Annotated in this window: 9 protein-coding genes; 6 read left to right on the top strand and 3 right to left on the bottom strand. The window is 67.7% G+C overall.

Going from position 1 to position 11,846, the window contains the following annotated elements:
- Positions 1-99 precede the first annotated feature (99 nt).
- The 6 genes from VN419_RS05765 (at position 100) to VN419_RS05740 (ending at position 7,473) form a co-directional block, all read left to right on the top strand.
- Positions 100-393, top strand: a complete 294-nt coding sequence (locus tag VN419_RS05765) for a hypothetical protein (RefSeq protein WP_325645386.1) — start codon at positions 100-102, stop codon at positions 391-393.
- A 268-nt stretch (positions 394-661) separates the two neighbouring features.
- Complete coding sequence (locus tag VN419_RS05760; RefSeq protein ID WP_325645384.1) at positions 662-943, top strand: hypothetical protein; 282 nt, start codon at positions 662-664, stop codon at positions 941-943.
- Positions 940-2,472: an efflux transporter outer membrane subunit gene (locus VN419_RS05755; protein ID WP_325645382.1), complete on the top strand. Its 1,533-nt coding sequence runs from the start codon at positions 940-942 to the stop codon at positions 2,470-2,472. The genes VN419_RS05760 and VN419_RS05755 overlap by 4 nt, the downstream gene beginning before the upstream one ends.
- Positions 2,469-3,575 (top strand): HlyD family secretion protein, encoded by a 1,107-nt coding sequence (locus tag VN419_RS05750; protein ID WP_325645380.1) that lies wholly within the window; start codon positions 2,469-2,471, stop codon positions 3,573-3,575. Before VN419_RS05755 ends, VN419_RS05750 begins: the two co-directional genes overlap by 4 nt.
- Positions 3,572-6,343 (top strand): ribosome-associated ATPase/putative transporter RbbA, encoded by a 2,772-nt coding sequence (gene rbbA / locus VN419_RS05745; protein ID WP_325645378.1) that lies wholly within the window; start codon positions 3,572-3,574, stop codon positions 6,341-6,343. The genes VN419_RS05750 and rbbA overlap by 4 nt, the downstream gene beginning before the upstream one ends.
- Positions 6,344-6,345: 2 nt before the next feature.
- Positions 6,346-7,473 (top strand): ABC transporter permease, encoded by a 1,128-nt coding sequence (locus tag VN419_RS05740; protein ID WP_325645376.1) that lies wholly within the window; start codon positions 6,346-6,348, stop codon positions 7,471-7,473.
- A 282-nt stretch (positions 7,474-7,755) separates the two neighbouring features.
- Here the strand turns inward: VN419_RS05740 and VN419_RS05735 are convergent, their stop codons facing one another.
- Genes VN419_RS05735 through VN419_RS05725 form a run of 3 tightly spaced genes read right to left on the bottom strand, consistent with a single transcriptional unit; the run spans position 7,756 to position 11,619 of the window.
- Complete coding sequence (locus VN419_RS05735; RefSeq protein WP_325645374.1) at positions 7,756-8,679, bottom strand: class I SAM-dependent methyltransferase; 924 nt, start codon at positions 8,677-8,679, stop codon at positions 7,756-7,758.
- The gene (locus VN419_RS05730) at positions 8,676-10,259 is read right to left on the bottom strand and encodes a sialidase family protein (protein ID WP_325645372.1); all 1,584 of its coding nucleotides are present in this window, start codon (positions 10,257-10,259) and stop codon (positions 8,676-8,678) included. Before VN419_RS05730 ends, VN419_RS05735 begins: the two co-directional genes overlap by 4 nt.
- A gap of 58 nt (positions 10,260-10,317) precedes the next feature.
- Positions 10,318-11,619 carry a phenylacetate--CoA ligase gene (locus VN419_RS05725; RefSeq protein WP_325645370.1) on the bottom strand — a complete coding sequence of 434 codons (1,302 nt, stop codon included), beginning with the start codon at positions 11,617-11,619 and terminating at the stop codon, positions 10,318-10,320.
- Positions 11,620-11,846: the final 227 nt, after the last annotated feature.

The raw sequence follows: 11,846 nt of genomic DNA, 5'->3' as shown, positions 1-11,846 counted from the left end.
CGGCGGCATGGTCTATCGCTGAGGCGCCCGCCAGAGCCAAAACCCGCCAGGGCGGCATAACACCGAACCGCCGACGCCACGTCGGCAAGGGGAACAGAAATGACGACCAGCACGAACGCCACACGCAACGAATACATCACGCGCGACAGCCTGCTGAAGCTTCTTTCCAACGATGAAGTCGCCAACGTGGCCTCTGCCGAGACCGACATCCGCCTTGCGGACGGTGAAGAATACCTCGACCTTGAGCGGCTGGAGCAAGGCGTCCTGGTCTCGCCCGGAGTGGATACGCCAATGGGAAGCGTGCTCCCCAAGAAGGCCGTGAGCGACTCCACCTGGAGCAAGATCCTTGTCCTTCTGGCCACGCCCCGGCCGAAGCCCCACCACAAGCAGTGATCGTGCTCCACGGGCCGCGAAGCGCACAATGATGGGCCCGCGCGCGTGGAACGTCACGCCAGCCACCTTCCAAGATCAGGCCACCTGAAGCAGCCTTCCGCGGTTCTTCCTCTTCCAGGCCCCGAAAGCACACCGCCCATCCAGTCTGGCCCGCGGCGCAAGCCCATTGCATGCCTGGACGACAGCCCCACCCCAAAGGGACCATGAGGCCCGCCGTCCTGTCTGCACCCAAGGCCATACGCCGCGGCAAAAACCAACGGGGACCGCAATGAGCAAAGAGTCCACTCCCGGCCAGGGCGCAACGGCCCTCTCCGGTGCGAAAAATGACGAGGGGGGGATGGGGGTGACGCTCCTTGCCGTCCTGAACGCCCCGGCCGGAAGAACGCTCATCGGCAGCGGGGCCTTCTGCCTGGCCCAGAACGCCAGGAGGCAGCACCTCGGCCGGGCTGCTGGGCGTCGCATGATCATCGGCTCTTTGGACCAGATCGAGGCGGTGCCGCGGTGCGAGGCCGGGACCCAGGCCCGCACGGATGGCGCGGCCACGCCATGAATGCGCGGCCTGACACGCCCCGGGTGCTGCGCACGCGGGCAGTGAGCCGTCTGGCCCTGCGGGGACTCGCCTTCATGGCGTTTCTGGCCCTGGGCGGCTGCATGTCCATGGCGCCCACTTACGAACGGCCGCCCTCGCCGGTGGCGGCAGCCTATCCCGATGCCGGGGCGCAGGCTTCCAGCCTGCCCCTGGCCGCTCCGGGCTGGCGGGGCTTCTTCGCCGATCCCCCAATGCAGACCCTCATCGCCCGGGCGCTGGAGCACAACCGCGACCTGCGCATCGCCGTCGCGCGCGTGGAGGAACTGCGCGCCGCATACGGCATCCAGCGCGCCGAGCAGTTCCCCAGCATCGGGGCCGTGGCCGAGGGCAGCCGCACGCGTGTGCCCGCAGACCTGAGCGCCACGGGCAAGCCCATGACCTCGAACACGTTCAAGGTGGGCCTGGGCCTGAACGCCTGGGAGCTGGACTTCTGGGGCCGCGTGCGCAGCCTGAAGGATGCGGCGCTGGAGAACTACCTCGCCGCGGATTCCACCCGTCGCGCCGTGACGTTGAGCGTCATCACGCAAGTGGCGAACAGTTACCTGGCCCTGCGCGAGCTTGATGAACGCCTTGTCCTGGCGCGGAAGACAAGCGCCAGCCATGAAGAATCATTGCGAATATTCCGTCGCAGGGTCGAGGTCGGTTCCACCTCTCGCCTGGATTTGACCCAGGTGGAGACCCTGTGGCTGCAGGCCAGAGCCTTGAGCGCGGAACTGGAGCAGGCGCGCGCGGTGCAGGCCAACGCCCTGACGCTGCTGGTCGGCATGCCGGTACGCCTCGACCCCGAGCCCGGATATTTCGACGATGCGGGCGTTTTGCGCGAACTGCGCGTGGGCCTGCCCTCCGAACTGCTGTTCCAGCGCCCCGACATCATGGCCGCCGAACAGCAACTGAAGGCAGCCAACGCAAACATCGGAGCGGCCCGCGCGGCCTTCTTCCCGCGCATCACGCTCATCGGCTCCTACGGCACGGCCAGCGCGGAGCTCGACGGATTGTTCAAGGACGGCAGCCTCGCCTGGAGCTTCGCCCCAAGCATCTCGCTGCCGCTCTTCGATGGCTGGCGCAACAGCAGCAACCTCGATTTGAGCTGGGCCCGCCGCAACACGGCAGTGGCGCAGTACGAAAAGACGATCCAGGGCGCCTTCCGCGATGTGGCCGACGCCCTGGCGGGCCGCCGCTGGCTTGGGGAGCAGGTGGAAATCCTGCACGCCTCGGTGACGGTGCAGGCCGAACGCGCGCGGTTGGCCAAGCTGCGGTACGACAACGGCGCGGCGGCCTTTCTGGAAGTGCTGGACGCCCAGCGCGACCTGCTGGCCATGGCCCAACAGCTGGTGCAGACGCGCCGGGCGCTGCTTTCCAGCCGCGTGAACCTGTACGCGGCCCTTGGCGGAGACGCGCCCGAGGCGGCCGCAGCAGGACCGGCCAACGCCGAGCCCGCCCCCCCCCTCGCGGACCAACTCGACACACAGCAAAGAGGGTACGCTCGATGACATTCTCCCTCGAAAAGATGCTTGCCGCCGCAAAGGCGATCTCCGTCAGAAAGTGGGTTGCCGCCGGACTGGTGGGCTTCGCCGTGGCGGCAGGGCTCATCGCCTGGCTAATGCTGCGCAAGACCGGCCCCGGTCCCGGCTTCGCCAGCGGCAACGGCCGCGTGGAAGCCACGGAGGTGGACGTGGCCACGAAACTGGCGGGCCGCGTCGATGCCATTCTGGTGGACGAGGGCGACTTTGTGAGCATCGGCCAGCCCCTGGCCAAGATGCAGGTGCAGGTTCTGGACGCCCAGCGCGACGAGGCCAGCGCCAGGCACCAGCAGGCGCTGAACACCGTGATCGCTGCCGAAGCCCAGGTGGCCGTGCGCCAGAGCGACAAGGCTTCGGCCCTGGCCCTGGTGACCCAGCGCGAGAGCGAACGCGATGCGGCGCAGCTGCGCGCGGGCCGTTCCGAAACCCTGTCCAGCGAGGGCGCTTCCTCCGTTCAGGAGCGAGACGACGACCGAGCGCGCGCGCGCAGCGCCCAGGCTGCGGTGGGTGCGGCCAAGGCCCAGGTAAACGCGGCCCAGGCCGCCATAGACGCCGCCCAGGCGCAGGTGGTGGGCGAACGGTCCGCCGTCACCGCCGCAGAGGCCAGCATCGCCCGCATCGAGGCCGACATCACCGACAGCCAGCTCGTTTCGCCGCGCAACGGCCGCGTGCAGTACCGCGTGGCCCAGCCGGGCGAGGTTTTGGCGGGCGGCGGCAAGGTGCTGAACCTCATGGACCTGAACGACGTCTACATGACCTTCTTCCTGCCCGAAACAGACGCGGGCAAGATCGCCCTGGGCGGCGAGGTGCGCCTGGTGCTGGACGCCGCGCCCGACTACGTCATTCCGGCCACGGTCTCCTTTGTGGCCGCCACGGCCCAGTTCACCCCCAAGACGGTGGAGACCGCCAGCGAACGGCAGAAGCTGATGTTCCGGGTCAAGGCGCAGATAGACCCCGCACTGCTGCAAAAGTATCCCAAGCTCATCAAGACGGGCCTGCCTGGCGTGGCTTGGATCAAGCTCGACGCCCAGGCCCGGTGGCCGGACGAGCTGGCCATCAAGGTTCCGCAATGAACGCCCCCGCCGAACCCGCGTTCGCGGCGCGCCTGAGCGGCGTGGGCTTGAAGTTCGGCAAGATTCTGGCCCTGGACGACATCGGCCTGGACATTCCCGCCGGGCGCATGGTGGGCTTCATCGGCCCGGACGGCGTGGGCAAGTCGAGCCTGCTGTCGCTCTTGGCCGGGGCGCGCGCCGTGCAGACGGGAAGCGTGGAGGTGCTTGGCGGCGACATGGCGAGCGCCCGACACAGGGACGCCGTGTGCCCGCGCATCGCCTACATGCCGCAGGGCCTGGGCCGTAACCTCTACCCCACCCTCTCCGTGGAGGAGAACCTGCAGTTTTTCGGGCGGCTCTTCGGCCACAATGCCGCCGAACGCCGCCGGCGCATCAACGAGTTGACCGCCAGCACGGCCCTTGCCCCCTTCCTGGCCCGCCCGGCCGGGATGCTTTCCGGCGGCATGAAGCAGAAGCTCGGCCTGTGCTGCGCGCTCATCCACGACCCGGACCTGCTCATTCTGGACGAGCCCACCACGGGCGTGGACCCGCTTTCGCGGCGGCAGTTCTGGGACCTCATCAACCACATCCGCGCCGAACGCAGCGCCATGAGCGTGCTGGTGGCCACCGCCTACATGGAGGAGGCCGACCGCTTCGACTGGCTGGTGGCCATGAACGCGGGCAAACTGCTGGCCACGGGCACGCCGGCCGATCTGCACGAGCGCACCCGGACCGACACGCTTGAAGCCGCCTTCATCGCGCTCATGCCTGAAGAACAACGGCGCGGGCACAAGGACGTGGTGGTGCCGCCGCTGGTGGCGGCCGAGAACGACGAAAGCGCCATCGAGGCCAAGGGCCTGACCATGCGCTTCGGCGACTTCGTGGCCGTGGACCATGTGGATTTCCGCATCCGGCGCGGCGAGATCTTCGGCTTCCTCGGCTCCAACGGCTGCGGAAAGTCGACCACCATGAAGATGCTCACCGGGCTTTTGCCCGCAAGCGAAGGCGAGGCATGGCTCTTCGGCCAAAAGGTCGACAGCGCGAACATCGCCACGCGCCGCCGGGTGGGTTACATGTCGCAGGCGTTCTCCCTCTACGGGGAGCTCACCGTGCGGCAGAACCTGGTGCTGCACGCGCGGCTGTTCCAGGTGCCGGAGGCGGACATCCCCGCGCGCGTGGACGAAATGGCCGGGCGCTTCGGCCTGGGCGACATGCTGGACATCCTGCCGGAGAGCATGCCGCTTGGCATCCGCCAGCGCCTGTCTTTGGCTGTGGCCATGGTGCACAAGCCGGAAATGCTCATCCTCGACGAGCCCACCTCGGGCGTGGATCCCATCGCCCGCGACGTGTTCTGGCAACTGATGATCGACTTGGCCCGGCAGGACCGCGTGACGGTCTTCATCTCCACCCATTTCATGAACGAGGCCGAGAGATGCGACCGCATCTCTCTGATGCACGCGGGCAAGGTTCTGGTGACCGGCTCTCCCGCGGAACTGGTGCAGACGCGCGGCACAACGACCTTGGAAGAGGCCTTCGTCTCCTACCTTGAGGAGGCCACCGCCGCCACGGACGCGCAGAAGCCCGCGCCGGGCCCGGCTGCGGCCCCGCCCGCGGGGAAGATTCCGGCCGACACGGCTCCGGCGGCTGCGCCCCCTGCCCGCCGGCGCTTCGATTCCGGCCGTCTCTGGAGCTACACCCTGCGCGAGATGCTCGAACTGGCGCGTGACCCCCTGCGGGGCACCCTGGCGCTTCTGGGCACGGCCATCCTGATGTTCATCATGGGCTACGGCATCAACCTGGACGTGGAGAACCTGCCTTACGCCGTCCTCGACGGCGATCAGAGCGGCCTGAGCCGTAACTACGCGCTGAATCTCTCCGGCTCGCGCTATTTCATTGAGAAGCGGGCGATCCTCGACCACACCGAGCTCGACCAGCGCATGCGCAGCGGCGAGCTGGCGCTGGCCATCGAGATTCCGCACGGCTTCGGACGCGACATCGAACACGGCAAGACCGTGCAGCTCGGAGCCTGGGTGGACGGCGCCATGCCCACCCGCGCGGAAACGGTATCGGGCTACGTGCAGGCCATGCACCAGATGTGGCTGGCCGACATGGCCCTGCACCGGCTGGGACAATCCGTTGGGGCGGCCAGCAGCCTGGAAACCCGCTACCGCTACAACCCGGACGTGAAGAGCCTGCCCGCCATGGTGCCCGCGGTGATCCCCATGCTCCTGATGATGATTCCGGCCATGCTGACGGCGCTCTCAGTGGTGCGCGAAAAGGAGCTGGGCTCCATCCTCAACCTGTACGTCACCCCGGTGACGCGCGCGGAATTCTTGCTCGGCAAGCAACTGCCGTACATCGGGCTGGGCATGCTGAATTTTCTGCTGATGACCGCGCTTGCGGTCACGGTATTCGGGGTGCCGGTCAAGGGCAGCTTCCCCACGCTCTTCCTGGCCGCCCTGGTCTTCGTCCTCTGCGCCACCGGCTTCGGCCTGCTGGTCTCCACCTTCACCAAAAGCCAGATCGCGGCGATCTTCGTGGCCATAATCGGCACGCTCATCCCTTGCGTGCAATTTTCCGGGCTGCTGAACCCTGTGTCATCGCTTGAGGGCTTCGGCGCGTTCATCGGCCGCATCTACCCGGCCACGTATTTCCTGACCATCAGCCGGGGGGTATTCAACAAGGCGCTGGGCTTCTCCGGCCTGGCGTCCTCGTTCTGGCCGCTCTTGGCCGCCGTACCGGTCATCATGGGGGCGGCCATCATGCTGCTCAAAAAGCAGGAGAGCTGAACGTGCGGTCCTTTTTCGCCAACATCTACCGCCTGGGCGTAAAAGAGCTGTGGAGCCTGGTGCGCGACCCGATGATGCTGATCCTCATCGCCTATGTGTTCACGGTGTCGATTTACGTGGCCGCCACCGCCATGCCCGAGAGCCTGCACAACGCGCCCATCGCCATTGTGGACGAGGACGGCTCGCCGCTGTCGGCGCGCATCGTGGCGAGTCTGTATCCTCCGCGCTTCAAGGCCCCCAGGATGATCTCCCTGGCCGAAGGCGACCAGGGCATGGACAACGGCGAATACACCTTCGTGCTCGACATCCCCCCGAACTTCCAGCGCGACGTGCTGGCCCGGCGCGCGCCCGCGGCGCAGCTCAACGTGGACGCCACGCTCATGACCCAGGCCTTCATCGGCAGCGGCTACATCCAGCAGATAATCTCCGGCGAAGTGAACGATTTTGTGCGCCGGTACCGCAACAACCCGAGCCAGCCCGTGGACCTGGTGCTGCACATGCGCTTCAACCCCAACCTGCAACAGGCCTGGTTCGGCTCGCTCATGGAGATCATCAACAACGTGACCATGCTGTCCATCATCCTCACCGGCGCGGCGCTCATCCGCGAGCGCGAGCACGGCACCATCGAACATTTGCTCGTCATGCCGGTGACACCCGCAGAAATCATGCTGGGCAAGGTCTGGTCCATGGGGCTTGTTGTGCTGCTCGGTGCGCTGGTTGCGCTGGTGGCCGTGGTGCAGGGCGCGCTCAACGTGCCCGTCCAGGGGTCCGTGGCCCTTTTCCTGCTGGTTGCGGCGGTGCACCTCTTCGCCACCACCTCCATGGGCATCTTCATGGCCACGCTGGCGCGCAGCATGCCCCAGTTCGGCATGCTGCTGGTGCTGGTGCTGCTGCCGCTGCAGATGCTCTCCGGCGGCTCCACCCCGCGCGAAAGCATGCCCGAGCTTGTGCAGAACGTGATGCTGGCCGCGCCTACCACACATTTCGTCGCCGCTGGGCAGGCGATCCTTTACCGCGGCGTGGGGATCGACGTGGTGTGGCCGCAGCTGCTCATCCTGCTGGGCATTGGGGGGGTGCTCTTCCTCGCGGCTCTGGGGCGCTTCCGCAGGACTATCAGCCAAGATGGCTGAGCATGCGCCGGGGGGCTGTTCGGATTTCCCCGTCCAGGGCCGCAGGGCAGGCAATGCGGATGCTCCCCTGAAGGCGTCACGCCGGTTCGCAGGGTTGACGTGCAGGGCCGGAACAATGCGGCTCCAACCGGTGACAAACCTGTCGTGCGGTTGCGCAGCCTTCGCCGGCACTGATTGTCCGGTGACTATTCCCTCGCGGCAAGGGGGCCTTATCCCTCCTCTTGACCGGAGCCTGGGGCAGCGTCTCCAGCGGGGGCCAAAGGACTTGAACCCCTTGGCCTCTTACCTCTCCCAGCGCGCAAACAGCGAACGCGGCAGAAAGCGCTTCTCCGCTCCGGGCGCGGTGTGCGGCACGGCCAGTTCGCCCACGGTGACGGTTCCGGGCAGGCCGCGCAGCACGTCGTCCATCAGGTTGCCGAGCATGAGCGCCGAGGCCTCGATGTTGTACATGGTGAGCAGCAGCAGGCGCGCCCGGTCGGACAAGAGCTCGCGGCAGTCCACCAGGAGGTCGCGGATCATGCCTTCCACCTTCCAGACCTCGCGGTTCGGCCCGCGCCCGAAGGACGGCGGATCGAGGAGAATGGCCTCGTAGCGGCTGCCCCGGCGTTTTTCGCGCTGCACGAACTTCACCACGTCGTCGAGCAGGAAGCGCACCGGCGTATCCGACAGGCCGGACAGCTCCTGGTTGCGCTTGGCCCAGGCAATGGCCGGGCGCGAGGCGTCCACATGGGTGGCGGCGAAGCCTGCGGCCTGCGCGGCCAGGCTGGCGGCCCCGGTGTAGCCGAAGAGATTCAGCAGGCGCGGGCGCTCGGCATTTGGCGCGGCGGCCCTGGTCAGCTCCGCGCCGAGTGCGGCGATGAGCCGCCAATGCGGAGCCTGCTCCGGGAACAGGCCGATGTGCCGCGAGGTCTCGCTGACGCGGGCCTCCAGGGTGACGGCGAGGGGCTTGCCCTTGGAGTCAGAACCGAGGCCGAGGCTGAGCGGCCAGGCGGCGGGCAGCTTCTTGGACGTGGTGAGTCTGCCCTCCTCGTCCTGGCTGGCGTGGGCGGTCGCCCAGTCGCGCTCCGGCAGGGCGGGCCGCCACCAGGCCTTGGGCTCGTGGCGCACGATGAGATATTTGCCGAAGCGTTCCAGCTTGCGGCCGTCGCCGGAGTCGAGCAGCTCGTACTCCGGCCATTCAGGGGCGATGATGGGGATCTGCGTCACGCAATGACTCCGAAATCGTTTTCGCAAAAGCGCGTGCCCAGGATGTGGGCGCTTTCGCCGGGCACATAGCCGGGCTCGTCGCCGCCGCCGTGGTGGTACACGCAGAAGAATTCGCCGTCGTCCGTCTCGGCCCAGCCAGAGTAACCGAAGTCCACCGGACTGGCCTGGCGGTCGTTTTTGAGCTCCAGCACGCGGTTCTGGATGAAGGCGTCGGGCAGGCCCTGGCCGTGGTCCCAGCGCCAGGAATAGGCCCGGCCCAGGCCGGGCTCGTGGATGACCAGGGACATGCGCCGCCACAGGACCTCGCAGGCGTTGTCCGCCTTGCGCGAGACAGCTCCCGCGATGATGGGCCGGGTGTCGCCGTCCAGCGGGTCCACGGGATATTCCCCGCAGGCCTCGCCGTCAACGAACAACCGGCACAGGCCGGGCTCGTAGGTGATGCGCACCGTGTGCGGCCGGTCCGGGCTCCAGGCGTAGGCCCCGGCCCCTTCGGCCTCGGGCATGATGCAATCCGGGAAGAGTTTCCACCACAGCCCCAGGCGGATGCCGCAGCCGCTCATGTCGGCCTGGCGCACGTGCACCTCGGCCTCGAACTCCACATGGGCGCGCTCCGGGTCGGTGATGGGCCGCAGGGAATAGCGCACCGGCGCGCGCGGCCCGCTCTCGCTGCGCACCAGCAGCCCCTCCGGGGTGAGCACCGCGCTGCCCGATTCCGGGTGCAGGCCATGCACGGAAAAGTCGGAGCACAGCTCGTCCAGGCCACCCAGCCAGGCCTTGGTGCCGGGGTCCGGGCCCACGTCGCGGTAGGTCACGAGCAGCCTGCCGGAACGCGTCCAGCCCAGGGTGGGCCGGTGGCCGATGAGCGGCGTGGGCACAGGCTGGCTCCAGTTGGCCCCGCCGTCCAGGCTGACGCTGGCGTACATGGGCTCGCCCACGAAGGAGTTCTCGCGCATCAGCGCCAGCAGGCGCGGCGGGGCGGCGGCGTTCCCGCCAGTGTCCCGAACGGGGCCGGGCAGGCGGATGACCGAGGCCTCGCAGAGCACCAGGCATTTCTCATTGGCGATGACCGAAAAGGGCTCCCAGCTGCGGCCAAGGTTGCGCGAGATGTAGGCCATCTGCTCGGTGGGGGCCTGGCGGATCTTGTGCCGGGGCTGGCTGCCCCGGTGCAGGTGCCCGGTGGTGAAGAGCGTCTGCCCGCCCAGTTCCAGCACGCGGTCGATGAGCCCGTGGCCCAGGCCGGTGCCGGGCTGATCGGCCCAGGTGCGGCCGTGGTCGGTGCTCCACAGAAGCGTGGGCCCGGCGTCGTCGGTGATGAGCAGCGTGCCGTCGGAGAGCTTGGACAGGCGCGGGCAGTGGGAATCAACCGCCCACAGGATGCGCCGGGTGCCCCAGGTGCGGCCCTGGTCGCGGCTTTCCTTCACAAGCAGCCTGCGCCGCGCGCCAACGTGCTGGTCGAACTCGTTGTACACGCACAGAAGCGCGCCGTCGTCCGCCAGGCACACGTCCGGGAAGCACAGGTAGTGCCCGGCCCGGCGGTCGATGACCACGTGCCGGTCCGCTGCGTTGGTCAGGCTCGGCATGCCGCCCCTCCTTTCCCTTCTTGTTCGGCGCGCGGGACCGGGCAGGCGTTTTCGCCGCCTAGTCCTTGTCGCGGGAATCGATGACGCGCTTGGTCTTGGCGAAGCTGCGCGGCAGGGTGCCGGGCTCCAGCACTTCCACCTTGCTGCGCACCAGAATCTGGTTGCGGATGTCCTCGGCCACGGCGGCGCCCAGGGTATCGGCGCATTCGCAGGTGATGGCGGCTCCGGGGCGCTTCTCCACGCGCACCACCATGTGGTCCAGGCCGTCCACGCGGGAAAGCTCGATCTGGTACTCGCTGTTCAGCTCGGCATGCTTTTCCAGCACCGCCGCCACCTGGCCGGGGTAGATGTTCACCCCGCGGAAGATGATCATGTCGTCGCTGCGGCCCTGGATGCGCTCGTGCCTGGGCATGCCGCAGCCGCAGGGGCACGCGCCGGGGATAAGCCGGGTCATGTCGCGCGTGCGGTAGCGGATGAGCGGGCTGGCCTCTTTCTTGAGGCTGGTGATGACCATTTCGCCCAGTTCGCCGGGGGCCACGGGCTGCAAGGTCACGGGGTCGATGATCTCCAGGATGTACATGTCCGCCCAGTAGTGGATGCCTTCGTGGGCCTCGCACTCGATGCCCGCGCCGGGTCCATAGATCTCGGTCATGCCGGAGATGTCGAAGCTGTGCTCAAGGCCGAGCGCCTCCTCGAAGCGCTGGCGCATCTTCCTGGTGTGGGCCTCGGCCCCGAAGATGGAGCGCTTGAGCTTGAGCTTGGCGCGCAGGTTCTGCTTCTCCACTTCCTCGCCCAGAAGCAGCGCCATGCTGGCCGTGCTGCACAGGCAGGTGGTGCCCAGGTCGGTGAGCATCTGCAACTGGATGTCCAGCATGCCCGGGCCCACGGGCAGGGCCATGGCGCCGAAGCGCTCGCAGCCGAGCTGGAAGCCCGCGCCCGCCGTCCACAGGCCGTAACCCACGCAGATCTGCACGCGGTCGAGCACGGTGAGGCCAGCAAGTTCGTAGCAGCGGGCGAACATGTTGGCCCAGTCGTCGATGTCCTTCTGGGTGTAGGTGAGGATCTTGCGCTTGCCCGTGGTGCCGCTTGAGCCGTGGATGCGCACCACGCGCTCTTCCGGCACGGACAGAAGCGGCAGCGGGTAGCCGGTTTGCAGGTCCTGGGCCGTGGTGAAGGGCAGCTTGGTGATGTCCGACAGGCTCTTTATGTCGCCGGGGGCCACGCCCTTCTCGTCCAGGCGGGCGCGATAGAACGGGCTGCCCGCATAGGCGTGGGCAACGGTCCATTTGAGGCCCGAAAGTTGAAGGGCGGCGGTTTCGTCGGCGGAAAGGTTCGGGATGAAGCGGGCGGTGTCGGACATGGGCTTCCTCTTGGTGCTGGCTTGATTGACGGCTTGTGGACCTGCCGGAAATGCGCTAGCAGCCTGGAGCTGATCGTGGCGCGCGCGGGTCCACCGGCCCGGCGCATCATGCAGCAGATCGCGCCGTTCGGCAAGTCCGCCGGGCGCCAGCAGGAGCCACATGCCAGCAACCTTTCCCGAAACCAATGCCGTGCTTCTGACCTTTGCCGGGGTGCTGGGGCTTATGC

Source organism: Humidesulfovibrio sp. (genome assembly GCF_035560995.1).
GTDB lineage: Bacteria > Desulfobacterota > Desulfovibrionia > Desulfovibrionales > Desulfovibrionaceae > Humidesulfovibrio.
The sequence above is the reverse complement of the archived record's forward strand: the minus strand, read 5'-3'. Positions and strand labels throughout refer to the sequence as shown.

Coding starts and splice junctions, on each gene's coding strand:
- VN419_RS05730 (WP_325645372.1), bottom strand. CDS start 10,259: ATGCCGAGCCTGACCAACGCAGCGGACCGGCACGTGGTCATCGACCGC.
- VN419_RS05755 (WP_325645382.1), top strand. CDS start 940: ATGAATGCGCGGCCTGACACGCCCCGGGTGCTGCGCACGCGGGCAGTG.
- rbbA (WP_325645378.1), top strand. CDS start 3,572: ATGAACGCCCCCGCCGAACCCGCGTTCGCGGCGCGCCTGAGCGGCGTG.
- VN419_RS05760 (WP_325645384.1), top strand. CDS start 662: ATGAGCAAAGAGTCCACTCCCGGCCAGGGCGCAACGGCCCTCTCCGGT.
- VN419_RS05750 (WP_325645380.1), top strand. CDS start 2,469: ATGACATTCTCCCTCGAAAAGATGCTTGCCGCCGCAAAGGCGATCTCC.
- VN419_RS05765 (WP_325645386.1), top strand. CDS start 100: ATGACGACCAGCACGAACGCCACACGCAACGAATACATCACGCGCGAC.
- VN419_RS05725 (WP_325645370.1), bottom strand. CDS start 11,619: ATGTCCGACACCGCCCGCTTCATCCCGAACCTTTCCGCCGACGAAACC.